The 17,703-nt window shown below is 63.5% G+C and carries 22 protein-coding genes; 12 read left to right on the top strand and 10 right to left on the bottom strand.

Annotated elements, in window-relative coordinates; all coding sequences use genetic code 11:
* Positions 1-118 precede the first annotated feature (118 nt).
* The 5 genes from ASD01_RS29665 to nadC all read left to right on the top strand — a co-directional run bounded on the left by ASD01_RS29665 (position 119) and on the right by nadC (position 6,187).
* Positions 119-985 carry a helix-turn-helix domain-containing protein gene (locus tag ASD01_RS29665; RefSeq protein WP_034804048.1) on the top strand — a complete coding sequence of 289 codons (867 nt, stop codon included), beginning with the start codon at positions 119-121 and terminating at the stop codon, positions 983-985.
* A gap of 98 nt (positions 986-1,083) precedes the next feature.
* A complete protein-coding gene (locus ASD01_RS29660) occupies positions 1,084-2,322 on the top strand; it encodes an MFS transporter (protein WP_034804045.1) in 1,239 nt (412 codons plus the stop codon).
* A 173-nt stretch (positions 2,323-2,495) separates the two neighbouring features.
* On the top strand, positions 2,496-3,575 hold the full coding sequence (gene nadA, locus ASD01_RS29655; RefSeq protein ID WP_034804309.1) for a quinolinate synthase NadA: 1,080 nt from the start codon (positions 2,496-2,498) through the stop codon (positions 3,573-3,575).
* Positions 3,576-3,630: 55 nt separating this feature from the next.
* Positions 3,631-5,229 (top strand): L-aspartate oxidase, encoded by a 1,599-nt coding sequence (locus tag ASD01_RS29650; RefSeq protein WP_034804041.1) that lies wholly within the window; start codon positions 3,631-3,633, stop codon positions 5,227-5,229.
* A 49-nt stretch (positions 5,230-5,278) separates the two neighbouring features.
* Complete coding sequence (nadC, locus tag ASD01_RS29645; protein WP_034804039.1) at positions 5,279-6,187, top strand: carboxylating nicotinate-nucleotide diphosphorylase; 909 nt, start codon at positions 5,279-5,281, stop codon at positions 6,185-6,187.
* 76 nt (positions 6,188-6,263) lie between these two features.
* Here the strand turns inward: nadC and ASD01_RS29640 are convergent, their stop codons facing one another.
* The 9 genes from ASD01_RS29640 to ASD01_RS29600 all read right to left on the bottom strand — a co-directional run bounded on the left by ASD01_RS29640 (position 6,264) and on the right by ASD01_RS29600 (position 11,945).
* The gene (locus ASD01_RS29640) at positions 6,264-6,509 is read right to left on the bottom strand and encodes a hypothetical protein (protein WP_077961811.1); all 246 of its coding nucleotides are present in this window, start codon (positions 6,507-6,509) and stop codon (positions 6,264-6,266) included.
* 155 nt (positions 6,510-6,664) lie between these two features.
* Positions 6,665-7,687, bottom strand: a complete 1,023-nt coding sequence (locus ASD01_RS29635; protein WP_034804035.1) for an NUDIX hydrolase — start codon at positions 7,685-7,687, stop codon at positions 6,665-6,667.
* On the bottom strand, positions 7,635-8,174 hold the full coding sequence (locus ASD01_RS29630; protein WP_034804033.1) for a tyrosine phosphatase family protein: 540 nt from the start codon (positions 8,172-8,174) through the stop codon (positions 7,635-7,637). Before ASD01_RS29630 ends, ASD01_RS29635 begins: the two co-directional genes overlap by 53 nt.
* Position 8,175: 1 nt before the next feature.
* A complete protein-coding gene (locus ASD01_RS29625; protein WP_034804032.1) occupies positions 8,176-8,784 on the bottom strand; it encodes a YfbR-like 5'-deoxynucleotidase in 609 nt (202 codons plus the stop codon).
* Positions 8,781-9,629 carry a CAF17-like 4Fe-4S cluster assembly/insertion protein YgfZ gene (ygfZ, locus tag ASD01_RS29620; RefSeq protein ID WP_034804031.1) on the bottom strand — a complete coding sequence of 283 codons (849 nt, stop codon included), beginning with the start codon at positions 9,627-9,629 and terminating at the stop codon, positions 8,781-8,783. Before ygfZ ends, ASD01_RS29625 begins: the two co-directional genes overlap by 4 nt.
* A 155-nt stretch (positions 9,630-9,784) precedes the next feature.
* Complete coding sequence (locus tag ASD01_RS29615; protein WP_034804030.1) at positions 9,785-10,579, bottom strand: hypothetical protein; 795 nt, start codon at positions 10,577-10,579, stop codon at positions 9,785-9,787.
* A 15-nt stretch (positions 10,580-10,594) separates the two neighbouring features.
* Entirely contained in the window at positions 10,595-10,864 is a 270-nt protein-coding gene (locus ASD01_RS29610; protein WP_089043914.1) for a hypothetical protein, read from the bottom strand.
* Between the two features lie 158 nt (positions 10,865-11,022).
* Positions 11,023-11,475, bottom strand: coding sequence for a TIGR02301 family protein (locus ASD01_RS29605; RefSeq protein WP_034804029.1), 453 nt, complete (start codon positions 11,473-11,475; stop codon positions 11,023-11,025).
* A complete protein-coding gene (locus ASD01_RS29600; RefSeq protein WP_051659666.1) occupies positions 11,472-11,945 on the bottom strand; it encodes an NUDIX hydrolase in 474 nt (157 codons plus the stop codon). The genes ASD01_RS29605 and ASD01_RS29600 overlap by 4 nt, the downstream gene beginning before the upstream one ends.
* Before the next feature lie 58 nt (positions 11,946-12,003).
* Between ASD01_RS29600 and ASD01_RS29595 the strand changes: the two genes are divergently transcribed.
* Positions 12,004-12,783: an SOS response-associated peptidase gene (locus ASD01_RS29595; RefSeq protein WP_034804304.1), complete on the top strand. Its 780-nt coding sequence runs from the start codon at positions 12,004-12,006 to the stop codon at positions 12,781-12,783.
* Positions 12,784-12,803: 20 nt separating this feature from the next.
* Here ASD01_RS29595 and ASD01_RS36290 read toward each other — a convergent pair whose 3' ends face one another.
* Positions 12,804-12,947: a hypothetical protein gene (locus tag ASD01_RS36290; protein ID WP_164475065.1), complete on the bottom strand. Its 144-nt coding sequence runs from the start codon at positions 12,945-12,947 to the stop codon at positions 12,804-12,806.
* Positions 12,948-13,361: 414 nt separating this feature from the next.
* Between ASD01_RS36290 and cysS the strand changes: the two genes are divergently transcribed.
* The 6 genes from cysS (at position 13,362) to pip (ending at position 17,681) form a co-directional block, all read left to right on the top strand.
* Positions 13,362-14,753, top strand: coding sequence for a cysteine--tRNA ligase (cysS, locus tag ASD01_RS29590; protein WP_034804027.1), 1,392 nt, complete (start codon positions 13,362-13,364; stop codon positions 14,751-14,753).
* Positions 14,754-14,855: 102 nt separating this feature from the next.
* Positions 14,856-15,239: a VOC family protein gene (locus ASD01_RS29585; RefSeq protein ID WP_034804024.1), complete on the top strand. Its 384-nt coding sequence runs from the start codon at positions 14,856-14,858 to the stop codon at positions 15,237-15,239.
* 12 nt (positions 15,240-15,251) lie between these two features.
* On the top strand, positions 15,252-15,743 hold the full coding sequence (locus tag ASD01_RS29580) for a GFA family protein (protein WP_034804016.1): 492 nt from the start codon (positions 15,252-15,254) through the stop codon (positions 15,741-15,743).
* Entirely contained in the window at positions 15,740-16,216 is a 477-nt protein-coding gene (locus tag ASD01_RS29575) for a GFA family protein (RefSeq protein ID WP_034804014.1), read from the top strand. Before ASD01_RS29580 ends, ASD01_RS29575 begins: the two co-directional genes overlap by 4 nt.
* The gene (locus ASD01_RS29570) at positions 16,189-16,710 is read left to right on the top strand and encodes a GFA family protein (protein ID WP_034804013.1); all 522 of its coding nucleotides are present in this window, start codon (positions 16,189-16,191) and stop codon (positions 16,708-16,710) included. The genes ASD01_RS29575 and ASD01_RS29570 overlap by 28 nt, the downstream gene beginning before the upstream one ends.
* A gap of 2 nt (positions 16,711-16,712) precedes the next feature.
* Positions 16,713-17,681 carry a prolyl aminopeptidase gene (gene pip / locus ASD01_RS29565; protein WP_034804012.1) on the top strand — a complete coding sequence of 323 codons (969 nt, stop codon included), beginning with the start codon at positions 16,713-16,715 and terminating at the stop codon, positions 17,679-17,681.
* Positions 17,682-17,703: the final 22 nt, after the last annotated feature.

Here is a 17,703-nt window from a genome sequence, read left to right as displayed (position 1 = left end):
CTCGCCTGGCAGGTTTGATTGGTGATGGAGAAAACCTAGCCCTTTCAACGGTGCCGCTGTTGCACGCAGCCTGCTTACATTGATACTATTCTGGCTTCTGAGGAGAGAATGGTGCAACATGAAGGCTGTTTTGCAGAAGATCTCGAGGCCGACCAATGCCTCATCAATCTTGCTAGACCGCCGGCTCGACGATGCCATCCCGTTCCAATGGCACCATCATCCCGAGTTCGAACTGACGCTGACGCTCAACTCGCGCGGCCAGCGCTTCATCGGAGACCATATCGGTGCCTATGAGGACGGCGATCTCGTGCTGGTCGGCTCCAACCTGCCGCACACCTGGCACTCCGCCGGCAAGGTCGACGAGGCCGAACCGCACGTGGCGCTGGTGCTCTGGTTCCATCCGGAATGGGTGGAGCGCCTGGAGGAGGGCTTCGTCGAACTCGCCGGCGTCAAGGCGATGTTCGAGCGTTCGGCTCCAGGGTTGCAGTTCACGCCGGAAGTGGCCACCCGCGTGCGGCCGCTGTTCGAAGGGTTGCGCCGGTTGGCGCCGGAGGAGCGCCTGCCGGACGTCCTGTCGATGCTGACGATCCTGGCGCGCGAGCAGGCGGTAACACCACTGTCGAGCCGGGTCGTCACGCCATCAGGCCGATCGGTCGACCGCGGCCGCCTCGACCGGGTGCTCGACCATATCCACCTGCATTACGCCGAAAACCCGTCGATGGACGAACTCGCGGATCTGGCCGCGCTCAGCCTTTCCGGCCTGCATCGCCTGTTCCTGCGCCACCTCAACATGCCGGTCTCGGAATATCTGATGCGCCTGCGGATCGGCGAGGCCTGCGCGCTGCTCAGTGGTTCGGCGCGTTCGATCGCTCATGTCGCCGATGCCGTCGGCTATCGTTCGCTTGCCAACTTCAATCGCCAGTTCAAGGCGGCCAAGGGCATGACGCCGAGAGCGTTTCGCGACCGGTTCCGCAGCGCCGCTTGATCAAGGCATCAATTCCGGTGATTGCGGCGTCAATTTAATTGGCTTTTATCTGTTTTAGCAGCCGCCTAGGATCGCGCTCCATCAATCGGAGAGATTCCATGTCCGCTGTTTCCGGAGCATCCGCGCCGTCCAGTGCCCGTCAGGAGATGCCCTGGCTGATCATTGCGGCCGGCTCGGTCGTCGCGATGCTCACCTTCGGCCCGCGCTCGGCGATGGGCTTCTTCCAGCTGCCGATGCTCGCCGATACGGGCTGGGACAGGACGACCTTCGGCCTTGCCATGGCATTGCAGAACCTCTGTTGGGGCCTGAGCCAGCCCTTCTTCGGCGCGATTGCGGACAAGTTCGGAACGTGGCGCGTGCTCGCCATGTCGGGCCTTCTCTACGCTGCTGGTCTCTTCATCATGGCCTTCGCCAACGCGCCGATCTGGCTGCACATCGGCGGCGGCGTGCTCGTCGGCATGGCGGTGGGCTCCGGCTCCTTCGGCATCCTGCTCTCCGCCTTTGCCCGCAACGTCACGCCGCATCAGCGGTCGCTCGCCTTCGGCATCTGCACGGCGGCGGGCTCGGCCGGCATGTTCCTGTTCGCGCCCCTGAGCCAGGGGCTGATCTCGGCCTATGGCTGGTCGGACAGCCTGGTCTATCTCGGCGTCCTCATGCTGGTCGTGCCGTTCTTCGCGATCCCGCTGCGCGGCAACGCGTCCTCCGGCCGCCAGAGCGAGGCGCAATTCAAGCAGTCGATCGGCGAGGCGCTGAAGGAGGCACTTGGCCACAAGAGCTACCTGCTCCTGGTTTCCGGCTTCTTCGTTTGCGGCTACCAGGTTGCCTTCATCACCGCGCACTTCCCGGCTTACATCGGCGATATCGGCATCGACGCGCGCTATGCGGTGATCGCGCTGGCACTCATCGGCTTCTTCAACATTATCGGCTCTCTGTCGGCGGGCTTCATCGCCCAGCGCTACTCGAAACCCTATTTCCTGGCGCTGATCTATATCGCGCGCTCGGTGGCGGTGACGGCCTTCCTGCTGCTGCCGCAGACGCCGACCTCGGTCATCGTCTTTGCCATCGTTATGGGCCTGCTCTGGCTTTCGACCGTGCCGCCGACCAATGCGCTGGTCGCGATCATGTTCGGTACGCGCCACCTCGGCCTGCTCGGCGGCATCGTCTTCCTGTCGCACCAGGTCGGCTCATTCCTGGGTGTGTGGATGGGCGGCTACCTCTACGACCACTTCGGTTCCTACGATCCGGTGTGGTGGCTCGGTGTAGCCCTCGGCGTCTTCGCCGCAATCGTCCACTGGCCGATCGAGGAGAAGGGCGTGGCACGGCCGGCGATGGCCTGATCGCGAACCAAAATCAGAAGCGCCGCGAAAAGCGGCGCTTCTATTCTTGAATTCTGTCACAAAACTTTCTAAATCAACCCATGCGGCTTTGCCGCTTTTGTTTTGGTTCAATTATGCTCAGATTGAGCATAATTGAAAACCCGCCCAGGAAGAGGGGCGGAGAGGAGATGTCGATGACGCGCCTTGCACCCCGCACCGCGGCCGTGGCGAAACCGGTTTTTGTCAGCGCCGCTGAGCGCTTCGGCATCATCGAAAGGCCCGAGCTTGCCTTTACGCCGGCGATCGCGCGCGAAACCGAGCATCTCTACGAGAAGGTCAAGGATTTCATCCCGGCGATCGAGTGGCCGGTCTACGCGCCCTATGTGCACGCCATCAACCGGCTGAAGAAGGAGCGTAACGCGGTCATCCTCGCGCATAACTATCAGACGCCGGACATCTTCCACTGTGTCGCCGACATCGTCGGCGACTCGCTGCAGCTCGCGCGCGATGCTGCCAAAGTCGATGCGGAAATCATCATCCAGTGCGGCGTGCACTTCATGGCCGAAACGTCGAAGTTGCTGAGTCCGGAAAAGACCGTACTGATCCCCGACGCCAAGGCAGGCTGCTCGCTGTCGGAATCGATCACCGGCGCCGATGTCCGCCTGCTGAAGCAGCGCTACCCCGGCGTTCCCGTCGTCACCTACGTCAACACGTCTGCCGACGTGAAAGCCGAGACCGACATCTGCTGCACCTCGTCGAACGTGCTCGATGTCGTCGAGAGCCTGGAATCCGACACGGTTCTCTGCATTCCCGACGAATACCTGGCGATGAACGTCGCGCGCCAGACCAACAAGAAGATCCTGACCTGGAAGGGCCACTGCGAGGTGCACGAGCGCTTCACGGCCGCCGAGTTGCTCGCCTACAAGGAAGCCAATCCGGGCATCGAGATCATCGGTCATCCGGAATGCCACCCGGACGTGATCGCCGTCTGCGACTTCGCCGGATCGACCTCCGGCATGATCAACTACGTCAAGGACAACCGCCCGTCGAAGGTGCTGCTCGTCACCGAGTGCTCGATGGCGTCGAACATCCAGGCCGAGATCGAAGGCGTCGAGTTCGTCAAGCCGTGCAACCTCTGTCCGCACATGAAGCGCATCACGCTGCCGAAGATCCTCGACAGCCTGCTGACCATGACGGAGGAGGTTCTCGTCGATCCTGATATCGCCGATCGCGCCCGCCTTGCGGTCGAGCGCATGGTAAACCTCAAGCAGTAACAATTTCCGCCGGGTCATACCGGATGCAGGCATGCGCATTGGAGGAGAATGAATCATGCTGACCGACCATTTCCGCCCGCAATCCTTCAACGGGATTGACGATATCGTCATCGTCGGTGGTGGCTTGGCCGGCCTCTTCTGCGCGCTGAAGCTGAGCCCGAGACCGGTGACGATCCTTGCCGCAGCCCCGATCGGCCACGGCGCCTCGTCGGCCTGGGCTCAAGGCGGCATCGCCGCTGCGATGAGCCCCGGCGACACCTTCGAGAAACATGTCGCCGACACGTTGGCCGCCGGTGCCGGCATCGTCGACGAGAAGATGACGCGCATGATGGTGGCCGAAGGCCCGGCGCGCATTCACGATCTGCTCGAATATGGCGTGCCCTTCGACCGCGATCTCGAAGGCAAGCTGCTGCTCTCGCGTGAGGCGGCCCATTCCGAGCGACGCATCGTCCGCGTCAAGGGCGACATGGCCGGCAAGGCGATCATGGAAGCGCTGATAGCCGCCGTCCGCCGGACGCCGTCGATCCGCGTGATCGAAGGCTATGTAGTCGAGGAACTCGTGCGCGAAGGCCGATTCATCTCCGGCGTCATCGCCCGGCCCGATGCCGGCCAGTCGAAGAAGCGTGTGGCCTTCCCGGCCCGTGCCGTCGTGCTCTGCTCCGGTGGAATCGGTCATCTCTATGCTGTCACGACCAACCCGTGGGAAGCGTGCGGGCAGGGGCTCGGCATGGCCGCCCGCGCCGGCGCGATCATCGCCGATCCGGAATTCGTGCAGTTCCACCCGACGGCGATCAACATCGGCAAGGATCCGGCGCCGCTCGCGACCGAGGCGCTGCGCGGTGATGGCGCCCAGCTTCTGAACGCCGCCGGCCATCGCTTCATGCTCGATATCCACCCGGACGGCGAGCTTGCGCCGCGCGACATCGTTTCGCGTGGTGTCTTTGCCGAGGTCCAGGCCGGCCGCGGCGCGTTCCTCGATTGCACCAAGGCTGTGGGCAAGCATTTCCCCGAGATGTTCCCGACGGTCTATGCCTCTTGCATGGCGGCCGGCATCGATCCGGTGACGCAAGCCATCCCGGTCGTGCCGGCGGTTCACTATCACATGGGTGGCGTGCTCACCGATGCCGAAGGTCGCACCTCGATCGATGGTCTCTGGGCTGCTGGAGAAGTGACCTCCACCGGCGTGCACGGCGCCAACCGGCTCGCCTCCAACTCGCTGCTCGAAGCCGTCGTCTTTGCCGCCCGCATCGCCGAAAACATCAAGGGCACGCTGCCGACGCCGCAGCTTACCGAATGGGGCGACAATGCCGGCGAGAACGACGATCCGGTGACGGTCGAGGACAGCCCGCAACTGAAGATCCTGCGCCAGGTGATGAGCGATTGCGTCGGCGTGATCCGAACCCGCGAGAGCCTGGTAAAGGCGATCCGCGAGATCGCACAGCTCGAGCGCGACAACACCCGCATGCGCTTCACCAACATTATTACCACGGCCAAGTTGATCGCCGTCGGCGCGCTGCGGCGCACGGAAAGCCGCGGCGGTCACTTCCGCGCCGATTGCCCACAGGAACAGCCGGAATGGCGCCGCCGCACCTATCTGACGCTCGCCGACGCCAACCGCCTGGCGAGCGAACTGGCGGAGACGGAAGCGGCGTGATTTCACGCGCGCCGCTTGCATGGACCGACACTCAAGGACGAAAAAGCAGATGACCGCAGCCCTCCGCCCCGAACTTCCCGCACTGATGATCGAGGACCAGGTGCGTGCCGCACTTAACGAGGATCTCGGCCGCGCCGGCGACATTACCACGCTCTCGACCATCGGGCCGGAGCTGACCGCAAAGGCCGGCATGAACGTGCGCGATGCGGGTGTTGTTGCCGGGCTGGAGCTTGCGCGTGCCGCCTTCCGTCTGGTCGATCCGTCGATCCACTTCGAGGCATTGGTGGCGGATGGTGACCGGGTCGCGCCGGGCACGGCGATCGCCCGGATCTCCGGTCGCGCCCGCGGGCTGCTGTCGGCCGAACGTGTCGGCCTGAACTTCCTGATGCACCTTTCGGGCATCGCAAGCTATACGGCGAAATTCGCCGACGAGATCGCCCACACGCGTGCGAAGGTCTGCTGCACCCGCAAGACCATTCCTGGGCTGCGGGCGCTGGAAAAATACGCGGTGCGTCTGGGCGGTGGCTCCAATCATCGCTACGGCCTGGACGATGCCGTGCTGATCAAGGACAACCACATTGCCGTATCCGGCGGCGTCGCCAGCGCCGTCCATGCGGCGCGTGCCTATTGCGGCCATCTCGTCAAGATCGAGATCGAGGTCGATGGCCTCGATCAGATGCGCGAGGCGCTGACGGCCCAACCCGACGTCATCCTGCTCGACAACATGGGGCCGGACTTGCTCCGCGAGGCCGTTGCGGTCAACCGCGCGTTTTGGCAGCTCTCCGCCGACGCCTATGCGGTCGATGCCCGTCGGACGCGGTTGGAGGCTTCAGGCAACGTCAAGATCGATACGGTGCGGGCAATCGCCGAGAGCGGCGTCGATTACATCTCGACCTCGAAGATCACCATGGCCGCCCCGACGCTCGACATCGGCCTTGATGTGGTGATCGAAAGGTAAGCAACTCCAGGAAAAGTGCGAAGCGGTTTTCCGTCCGGAGTTGCGTCTTTTCAGAAGCTAACCGAGGTTTTGAACGTCAACGCTGCATGATGAACGGGCAGGAGAAACGTTCGCCGACGGTGATCTGCGTGCCGCAGTCGTAGCGGCAGGTCCGGAACTGCCCGTTCAGGTCCTGGCTGTTGAGATTGCAAATGGTTGTCTGCGGCTGCATGCCGCCGCCCTGTTGGTTCTTGAAGTAGTCGGGCATCTTCGGCTTTTCGTCGGTTCCCGATTGGGGCGAGGTGCCGAGCAGCGACGTAAGCAGGGTCAGGACGAGCAGCATGGTTGTCACCTCGGTCGTAAACGCCGCATGGTTTGCGGGCAGCGAAAGTTCGGTCGCGTCCCACTGCACCGATTATAGCATCATCCCCGCACATGTAGGGCGTTCTGTCGGATGTTTTTAGGTGCCGATCCACCGTTTGGTGGGCGGTACTGCCCTCATCGCCCACCGACCTTGAGCCCCGGGGCAGGGCGCTCGTCGAGGATCTGGCGGCGGAAGCGGAAGAGGGCGGCCGGCCGCCCACCGGTGGAAGACAGCGTCATCCCCGTCGGCTCCACCAGTTCGGCCCCTTCGACCAGGCGGCGGAAGTTCTGCTTGTGCAGGTGGCGCCCGGAGATCGCTTCGACGGTTGCCTGCAGATCGGTCAGCGTGAACTCGGGCGGCATCAGTTCGAAGACGACCGGCCGGTACTTGATCTTGCCGCGCAGCCTCGCCATTGCCGTGGCGACGATGCGGCGATGGTCATGGCGCATCGCCAGCCCGGCGGTCAGAACGTCGTTGCCATTACCGTGGCCGTCGATGGCCGCCTCGGGCACGAGCCCTGCCTCGTAAAGGAGCTCATAGCGCTCCAGCACGCGTTCCTCGTCCCAGGGAAAATCGCCGAGGCCGAAGGCCAGGCGAATGCGCGCCCGGCGCCCGGCAATCCGGGCGGCTCGGTCGTCACCGGACACACCTGTTTCCCAGCGGGCAAGTGCCGGCAGGAGCGCCTGGTCCAGCACCGCCGGGCGACCCTGCCGCCAGTCCTCCCAGGGCAGGTAGCCGTACCAGTCGCGCCAATGCGCGCCGGCTTCGGCCAGCCGCTCGGTGTTTTCGGCATCGGTTCTCGTCAGGGCCAGATAGCCGACCGAGACCATGTGCTTGCCTTCTTCGCCCGGCAGCCGCTGACGGCCGCGATCGCCGAAGGTGTAAAGCTGTTCGATATAGCCGAGCTTCAGCGCCGTACGCTTTTCGACGCGATCGCGCAGGCTCGTCTCAAAGGTCCGGTGGAGCGCCGGATCGAAGGGGCCGAAGGGCAGGCTGTCACGCGCATCGCCGTCACTTTCGCTGACGGCGAGGATGCGCGGGCTGCGGTTGACGACGGCGACGATCGCCGCATTGAGGCCGATCTCGACCGTTGTCGGCTGCGTCTCAATCGGCAACGGCTGCTCCTTCGGAAGCAAGCGGCAGAAGGAACGGCGCATTGCCGTCGGCATCCGCGCCGCGACCGATCGCGCGAACGGCGGCGATCAGCCTTCCATTGCGCGCAAGCACGCCGTCGCCAATCTCGACGAGCCGGCTGTTGGGGGTCGCATAGGGCGAGGCGCGGCGCAGCCGCTGCACCAGCTCCGCGTCGTCCTGGTCCGGCTCGGCCGCGAGCGCGGCGATGAGGGCGGCTGCCGGCGAACGGGAGACGCCCATCCAGCAATGAACGAGGAGCGGCCGTGCACGGTCCCATTCGCGCGCAAAGGCGACGATCTGCCGGACATGGTCTTCCTGCGGCGCAATGAGGTCGCCGGTGCCGGCAAAGGTGATGTCGTTCATGCCGAGCGTCAGATGTCGCGCCTTGGCGATGACGCCGGGGCGATGGAAATCCTGGCCCTTGGCGACGAGGCTGATCATCTCGGTGCAGCCATGGCGGACGGCCATTTCGGCAATGCGGGAAAGCGGAGAAACGATGATGCCGGGCATGTCAGATTTCCGCGCGCGCGGGCACGCGCTGCGCTTCCAGCGTGAGGAACCGTTCGGTGAACAGGCGCTGCGCCTCGACCGCCGGCAAGGGATCGATCAGCAGCGTCTCGCGGGTGATGCCGCGCGGCTGGCCGAAGAACTTGCGCGCCTCTTCGACGGAGAAGCCGGCAAGCACCGTTGCTTCGAAATAGGCCGCGACATGATCGGCCTTCTTGATGCGGTCCTTCAATTCCTTGGAGCAATGCGGCGGCAGGCCGAAACGAAGGTGGATGGCGCTTTCCAGCCGCTTCTCGACCGATTTGTAGCCGCCGCCGACCACCGCCTTGAACGGCGAGATCATGTCGCCGATCACATATTCCGGCGCGTCGTGCAAAAGCGCCAGCAGGCAATCGTCGGTGCTGCACTTGTTGCTGCGGCGAAAAATATCTTCGACCATCAGGCTGTGCTGGGCGACAGAGAAGGCATGATCGCCGGCGGTCTGGCCGTTCCACCGGGCAACACGGGCGAGGCCATGGGCGATGTCGCCGATCTCGACATCGAGCGGCGAGGGATCGAGCAGGTCCAGCCTTCGGCCGGAAAGCATGCGCTGCCAGGCGCGGGCCGCCGTCACGCGCTTGCCTCGTCCGTGCTGGTCGGGAAGGTGAGGCCGGTCCATTCGGGCAGAACCATTGTCACCGGCACGTCGCCGGCGAGCAGCGGGATCCCATTCGCCATGGCTTCACCGGCCTTGTCGATGCGCACGATCGCGAGCGCCGACTTGCCCTGCACCGTGCCCAGCGCGCCGATCGCCTTGTCGTTCGCCGTAATCGTCGTTCCCGTGGGAGGAAGGGCGGCGTCCGCCGAAACGATCACGACCCGGCGGCGCGGCGTGCTGCGGTGCTGCATGCGCGACACCACTTCCTGACCGACGTAGCAGCCCTTCTTGAAGGAGAGGCCGCCGTTTTTGTCCAGGAGCACGTCATGGGGGAATGCGTCCTGCACCGCATAATCGGCACCGGCATTCGCAATGCCCGCCGCGATCCGCAGCCGTTCGAGGTCTTCTGCGCCGGCCGTGTCGCCGGTGGCTTCCCCATAGGCGCGAAAGAGCGCAACGCCCGCCTTCTCGAAACGGTGGTCCCGATAGGCACCCGTCGGTTCTGCTTCGTCGAATATCACGGTGACGGCGTCGGAAGTCCTGATCGAAAGCTCGACTGCCGAGCGAAGCTTGTACATCGTCATGCGCTTCAGCAGCGCTTCGGCCTGGTCGCTTGCCGTTTCCAGCCGCAGGCCATCGCCGTCGCGGGAGATCAGGAACTCGAACAGGATCTTGCCCTGTGGCGTCAGAAGCGCGCCAGGACGCGCCTCGTCGGGTGCAAGCGCGTCGAGGTCGGTGGTGATCAGTCCCTGAAGAAGATCTTCGGCGTCCTTGCCGGAAATGGAGACGATCGCACGATCGTCGAGGCGAACTCTGGGCATCGTTCGAATCCTGTTCGACGGGAGGGGAGGCTCCCGCGCTAACCTAGCAAACGATCACCTGGTAGCCGTGGCCGACTCAGGCCCCGGTCTCACCGGCGATCTCTTGGCGAAGAGGTAGGATGTTCGGCTGTCATCGGCAAGCAGGTCGCCGGCGCTCAGTCGCCGGCGATGAAGAATTTCCACTTGCCGTCCGGCATGATGCCGACGCGATAGAAGTTGTAACTGCCGAATTCTTCCATGTCGGCAAAATCGCCGGCGGTGACCAGGCGGAACAGGTCGACCTTTTCCGGTGCCGTCAGCGTCGAAAGCTTCTTTTCCGCAAAATAAGGCCAGACATAGGCCTCCTGCGGCGTGCCCTTGTCTACCAGCACGAAGCCGGTCGACAGCACGTCGAGCAGGATCGCGAGAATTTCGACGCCTTCCTGGTCGCCCGAAAGGCTCTTCAGGATCGACACCGGGTCTTCGTCGCCGGTGACGCCGGTGACCTGGGTCTGGTTCGGGCCCTTGCCGAGCAATGGGCGCAACCGCTCGATGTCGCCGGAAGCCGCCGCCTCGACGATCAGCTCGCGCATGCGGGCGACCGGCGCCGGAATCTTGGAAACGTCGGTCAGGACTTCGACAGGCCCGGTCGGCTCCGGCTCTTCAGCTTCGGGAGCATCTTCCTTGGTGGCTGTCGCCGACTTGTTGATCAGCGGGTCGGGCATCGGGATTTCGAGCGGAAGCGTCTCTTCCTCATCCGGCTCTTCGGCAACGGGTTCGGCGGCAGGCGGCGTCGCCTTCTGGTCGCCGGCGGCAGGCTGTTGCTCGGCCGGAACGGGTTGCGGCGCGCCCTGCAATTCGCTGAGAGCGAAGGCGGGGGAAACCGCTGCCGGGGTGGTCAAGGCGACACCGGCCAACAGCAGTGTGGCGAGGCGAACCGGAAGGGTCCGGTTTGCAAGATTCCGATGCATCGGGCAGTCCTGATATTACTGAATCGTGCGCTGGGGCGAGAATTCGCCGGCGAGCACGCGCTCGCGAAGCGAATTGAGCATTGCCTCGGCGCCGTCTTCGCCATGAAGCCGAACGGTTTCCCGCATGGCAAGAGCAATGGCCGCATCGGCGATGATTTCCGGCTCGATACCGTCGGCCATTCCGTCCGCCCAGGCCTCGCTCTGGTGTTCCAGCGCAGCCTGCATCTTCTCGTGGACGATCATGTCATCGATGTCGGTCAGGCTTGGTTCCATCATTCGTTCCATGCGACTTCCATTGTGCAAGCGGTTCATATTATGGCCGTTCGGCTGAACTCCGACTGAACGACCGTGACGGACTCGCCACTTCTTACCACTCTCTTAACGAACTTAGCAGCCTTTTCCCGAAACGACACGGGGTCGTGAGAAAAGAGGTTAATTTATTGCTAATTTCCAAAGCGGGCGACGATTTCTGACGCAAGTGTTGCCCCTTCGGCACGATATCGCTGTTCGGCGACGATCGCAGGGCCTGTGCAGTTCGTATAGACCGATGCGAAGGTGCGGTACCCGCGGTTGAAGGCGGCAGTCATCCGCTCGCGTCGTTTGACTTCAGTGGCGGTTTCCTTGTCGATCAGATCCTGCATCGAGCGGCGCCAGACGTCTTCCGGTTCCTTGACGCAGAGATTCCTGAGGTAGTGCACGGAGCCGAGGATCTCGGAGAGCCGAATCAGCCGCTGGTCATAGGGCGTCGGCTTTTCTTCCACGGCGGCCGGGGCAGGGGCTGCGGTCTCGGTCTTGGCCGCCTCTTTCGTCGGTGTTTTTTGCGCCGCCGCGCCAGTGGCGACCGTCAAGGCGATGCCGGCGAGCGTAAGCCTTGCGAGGATCGGGACAGGGATCATGATTTCATCAAGCCCGAATTGGCGGCGGTTTCAAGGCCGTCGCCGGATGTCGCGGCGTTCGCGCCGGTGCCGGAGAGTCTTTCCACACATTCGCGCACGCTGTCGGGGATCGGCAGGGTGAAGATCTCTTCAGGCGTGAACCAGCCGAGCCCTGCCGCGTCGTCGCTGGCGATGGCAACCGCGTCGGCATCCGCCTCGGCCCGGAACACCGAAAGCAGGAAGTGCCGCCCTTCGGACTCCTTGCCTGGCAGATCGTAGATTTCAAACAGCACCGGATCGCGCGCCTTGATGCCGGTTTCTTCGAACAATTCGCGAAGCGCTGTCTCCGCCGGCGTCTCGCCGGGCTCGGCACGGCCGCCCGGAAAGGCGTACATGTCGGCCGACGGTGGGTTGGCCCGGCGAACGAGCAGATAGCGGCCGTCGCGTTCTAGAATGACGGAGGAAGCAAGTTCGGGCTTGGTCGGCATCAGGGAATCAAATCGTCTCGGTAGCGTTGACCCATCCTACGTGAAGTGCCACATCGATGTCATGTGCGGACGTTTTGCGCTGACGGCGACCCCCGACGAAATGATGGAATTGTTCAGCCTGCTGGAAAGCGACGACTTTCCGGCGCGCTTCAATATCGCGCCAACCCAGCCGATCATGGTTGTCGTGGCCGGCGAGTGCGCGGCACCCGGCAGCAACCTGCCGGAGCGCAAGGCGGTGCTCGTGCGTTGGGGCTTTATGCCGGGCTGGGTGAAAGACCCGCGTGACTTTCCGCTGCTGATCAATGCGCGGGCCGAATCGGCAATCGACAAGGCCTCGTTTCGCGCCGCCATGCGCCACCGGCGTGTTCTCGTGCCGGCCTCCGGTTTTTACGAATGGCGCCGGCCGCCGAAAGGCAGCCGCGAGCCGTCGCAGGCCTATTGGGTGCGCCCGCGGAAGGGCGGCATCGTCGCTTTCGCCGGGCTGATGGAAACCTGGTCCTCGGCCGACGGCTCCGAGGTCGACACAGCGGCCATCCTGACGACGGCCGCCAACGCCTCGATCCGGCAGATCCATGACCGTATGCCGGTCGTTATCCAGCCCGAGGATTTTGCCCGCTGGCTGGATTGCAAGACGCAGGAGCCGCGCGAGGTTGCCGATCTCTTCGGCCCCGTCGCGGAGGACTACTTCGAGGCGATCCCTGTCTCGGACAAGGTCAACAAGGTCGTCAACACCGGTCCCGAAATCCAGGATGCCGTCACGCCCAGGTCGGTTGCGAATGCCCAGCTAAAGGGCAAGGACGAGCCGACCGAGCCCGATGGCGGGCAGATGTCTCTCTTTTAAGGAAAAGAGCGTCGGAACCGTCAGGCTGGCCGCTTGGTCAGCTTGCCAGCCGGCTTCGCCTTCACCTGCAACGCTGCGGCAAGTACGGCCTTCAGGCCGAGCGGGCGATACTGTTCGACGAGGTTGGCGGATTTGGTGATGTCTTTGGTCTTTGCGGCTTTCACTTGCACTCACTCCTTGATGCTTTCCCGAACCGGATACACTGCCGCTTTCGCACGTCTTCACGAAAGCGACGCTCCTCCTCGCTCTCCGGAGACAGGATTTCGTGGTGTGCTACCAACTACACCGCGAATCTGTTTTCCGCATGGCGATCTCAGATAAGCCTAATCATGACAAATCCATGACCGCGGAATCCTTTCGATAGTCGGCTGTGCTTGCACGCGGCTGACCTCTTGACCGAAATCGGGTGACGCGCGATAAGTGAGGCCATGAAAACGGTTATCTGCATTATCTGCCGGAACATTATTCGCTAGCGCTCCGCTGGCCTGGCCGTTTTCGTCTCCTAAAATCCAAGATGACAAACGCGCGGGCCTCCCGGGCGCGGTATTTTACGGTCGTATGCATCTTGGAGAATGGCAATGGGCGGAACGCCGACACTGAAGCTGTACAACACGCTGACGCGGGAGAAGATCGAGTTCAAGCCGATCGATCCCGACAACGTTCGCATGTATGTCTGCGGCCCGACGGTCTATGACTATGCCCATATCGGCAATGCCCGGCCGGTCATCGTCTTCGATGTCCTGTTCCGGCTGCTGCGCCATGTCTATGGCGCGGATCACGTCACCTATGCGCGCAACATCACCGACGTCGACGACAAGATCAACGCGCGGGCGCTGCGGGACTATCCGACCCTGCCGCTCAACGACGCGATCCGCCGGGTGACGGAGAAGACCGAAACGCAGTTTCTCGACGATGCCAGGGCGCTCGGCTGCCTCGATCCTGATGTCCAGCCGCGGGCGACCGACAACATCGCCCAGATGATCGACATCATCGAAAAGCTCATCGCCAAGGGCCACGCCTACCAGGCGGGCGGCGAGGTGCTGTTCGATACCAAGTCGATGGCCGATTACGGTCAGCTCTCGAAGCGCAACCTCGACGAACAGCAGGCCGGCGCCCGCGTCGCCGTCGAGGCGCATAAGAAAAGCCCCGGCGATTTCGTGCTGTGGAAGCTCTCCGGCGACAACGAACCGGGCTGGGAAAGCCCGTGGGGCAGGGGCCGTCCCGGCTGGCACATCGAGTGCTCGGCCATGAGCAGCCGCTATCTCGGCGAGGTCTTCGACATCCACGGCGGCGGGCTGGATCTCATCTTCCCGCACCACGAAAACGAGATTGCCCAATCCCGTTGCGCCCATGGCACCGAGGTGATGGCGAATGTCTGGATGCACAACGGCTTCCTGCAGGTCGAAGGCCGCAAGATGTCGAAGTCCGAAGGCAACTTCGTCACCATCTACGAACTGCTGCACACGGAAAAGTTCGCCGGCCGCCAGTGGCCGGGCGACGTGCTGAGGCTCGCGATGCTGATGACGCACTATCGCGAGCCGATCGATTTTTCGGTGAAGCGGCTGGAAGAGGCAGAGCATCTGCTCTCCAAGTGGCCGGTGCCGGGTGACGCCACGGGTGAGGCCGACCCGGCCGTGGTCGCCGCACTTGCCGACGACCTCAACACGGTCGCAGCCGTCCAGGCGGTCCATGCGCTTGCCCAGAAGGCGGCGACCGATTCGAAACTGCTCGGCACCTTCGCCGCAAGTGCTGCGCTGATCGGCGTGGTGCCGCAGGCGGTCGAACTCGACGAGGGGCTGGTCCGCGACATCGACAGCCGCGTGCGGGCCCGTCTGGAACTGCTGAAGGCGAAGAACTTCGCGGAAGCCGACAAGATCCGCGATGATCTGCTGGCGCGCGGTGTTCAGCTGAAGGACGGCAAGGATCCGGCAACCGGCGAGCGGGTGACGACCTGGGATATCAAACGGTGACGGTGGGCCGCCCCCAGAGCCCTGTCCGATCAGAGCGATCGGACAGGGCATCTGAAAGGGCAGCGAAAAGCGAAGCGCATGCATGAAAGAGGAGTTCGTGCGATGATCGACCATACGGGCATTCCCGTCGCGGATTTCGACCGGGCGCAGTCGTTCTATGACAAGGCCTTTGCTCCGCTTGGCGCCTCCTTGCTGATGATGGTGCCGTTGGAGCACACCGGCGGCGTGAAGGTTGGCGGTTATGGCCGCGAGCGGCCGGTTTTCTGGCTGCATGAAACGGCCGAGGCAGGCCCGGGCCGCCACTACGCCTTTTCGGCGCGCAGCCGCGCCGAGGTCGATGCCTTCTATGAAGCGGCGATTGCCGCCGGCGGACGTGACAACGGCAAGCCGGGGCTGAGACCGCACTACCACCCGGACTATTACGGGGCCTTCGTATTCGATCCCGACGGCAACAATATCGAAGCCGTCTGCCACGCGCCGGGCTAAGGAGGAGTTGCGATGAGTCTCGACAACAGGCCCCATTATGCCGGCGGCTGCCAATGCGGCGCGGTCCGTTTCCGCGTCGAGGGCAAGCTCGGTGACGCATCCGTCTGTCATTGCCGCATGTGCCAGAAGGCGAGCGGCAATTTCTACATGCCCTTGGTTTCGGTTCGCGGCGCGCATGTGACCTGGACCCGCGGAGAGCCCAAGCGCTTCCAGTCGTCAAACGCCGCGCGACGCGGCTTCTGCGCCGATTGCGGCACGCCGCTGACCTACGAGGCACCGGATGGCATGGCGCTGGCGATCGCTGCCTTCGACGAGCCGCAAGGCATCGTGCCGACCATCCAATGGGGAGTCGAGGGTAAGCTGCCCTATGTCGATCACGTTGCCGATCTGCCTGGCGTTCATACGCTGGAAGATCCGGACGCAATCGAGTTCCTGACCAATCTCGTTTCCTATCAGCATCCCGACCACGACACCGAGACCTGGCCCCCGGAGGAGAAGCGATGACCGAAAACGTTCGAACAGGTGGATGCCAATGCGGCGCGGTCCGCTTCCGGATCAAGGGTGAACTCGGACGCGCGTCGATCTGTCATTGCCGCATGTGCCAGAAACAGTTCGGCTCGTTCTTCTCGGCGCTGGTGACGGCGCCGAAGGATGGCGTCGAATGGGTGCGGGACGAACCGAGCTATTTCCAGTCCTCGGTCAACATCGACCGTGGCTTTTGCCCGAAATGCGGAACGCCGATGACCTATCGGCATCCGGGTGGCCTTGAGATCGCCATCGGCACCTTTGACGATCGCACCGATCTGGCGCCGAAAATCCAGGTCAATCACGCCTCGCGGCTGCCCTGGGTCGATACGATCTTCGAGCAGCCGGTGCTTGAGGATCAGGATTTTTACGCCAGGCAGGAAAGCATCATCTCGTTCCAGCATCCCGACCACGAGACCGATCAATGGCATCCCTCGGGAGCATTCCGGTGACCATCGCGCGCATCTATACGGGCGGATGCCAATGCGGCGCCGTGCGCTACCGCGCCGAGGGCGTGCTTGCGGACCCGCATATCTGTCATTGCCGCATGTGCCAGAAGGCGACCGGGAACTATTTCATGCCACTCGCCAATGCGTCCCGAGACACGTTCGATATTACCCGGGGCCAGCCGTCCTGGTTCCGCTCGTCGCATCTGGTGCGCCGCGGTTTTTGCAGCGATTGCGGCACGCCGCTGTTCTACGATATGCCCGACGAGAACTTCATCAACATCGCGCTCGGCTCGCTCGACGACCCCGATGACGTACAGCCCGTTTACCAGTCCGGCGTCGAATCCCGCGTCATATGGTTCTCACGGCTCGCGGGCTTGCCACCAAGGGAGACGGATGACGGTAGCGAGGTCTCGGCGACCCGCCATCTGATCGTTCTCGAAACCAACCGCCAGCATCCCGACTACGACACCGTGCACTGGCCGCTCACGAAAGACTGAAAATGACGACTGTTCTGCGTACGCTTTATCCGGAAATCGAACCCTATGCGTCGGGCCACCTCGAGGTCGGCGACGGTCACACCATCTATTGGGAAAAGGCCGGCACGCCGGGCGCTAAGCCTGCCGTCTTCCTGCATGGCGGGCCAGGCGGCACGATCTCGCCGAACCACCGCCGCCTGTTCGATCCGACGCTCTACGACGTAACGCTGTTCGACCAGCGCGGCTGCGGTAAGTCGACGCCGAATGCCAGGATCGAAGCCAACACCACCTGGCATCTCGTCGCCGATATCGAGCGGCTGCGCGAGATGGCCGGCGCCGACAAGTGGCTGGTCTTCGGCGGTTCCTGGGGATCGACGCTGGGGCTTGCCTATGCCGAGAAGCACCCGGAACGGGTTTCCGAACTGGTGCTGCGTGGCATCTACACGCTGACCAAGGCCGAGCTCGACTGGTACTACCAGTTCGGCGTCTCGGAGATGTTCCCGGACAAGTGGGAGCGTTTCATCGCGCCCATTCCCGAGAACGAGCGCCACGAGATGATGCACGCCTATCATCGCCGCCTGATGAGCGAGGACAAGGCGACACGCCTTGCGGCCGCCAAGGCCTGGAGCATCTGGGAAGGTGAGACGATCACGCTGTTGCCGGAGCTCGCAACCAGCGAGCCCTTCGCCGACGACGATTATGCTGACGCCTTCGCGCGGATCGAGAACCACTTCTTCGTCAATGCCGGCTGGATGGAAGAGGGCCAATTGCTGCGCGACGCCCACCGGCTGCACGGCATTCCCGGCGTCATCATCCACGGGCGGTACGACATGCCGTGCCCGGCGAAGTACGCCTGGCAGCTGCACAAGGCCTGGCCGGGATCAGAGCTGCATCTGGTCGAGGGAGCAGGCCATGCCTATTCCGAGCCGGGCATCCTCGACCGGCTGATCCGCGCCACGGACCAGTTCGCAGGCAAGACCGAGCAAAAGTAAACCGAGCATATTTGGACGAGAG

The organism is Ensifer sp. Root423 (assembly GCF_001426275.1).
Lineage (GTDB): Bacteria > Pseudomonadota > Alphaproteobacteria > Rhizobiales > Rhizobiaceae > Ensifer > Ensifer adhaerens.
Note: the sequence above shows the minus strand (reverse complement) of the source record. Positions and strands in the feature narration are given on the sequence as shown.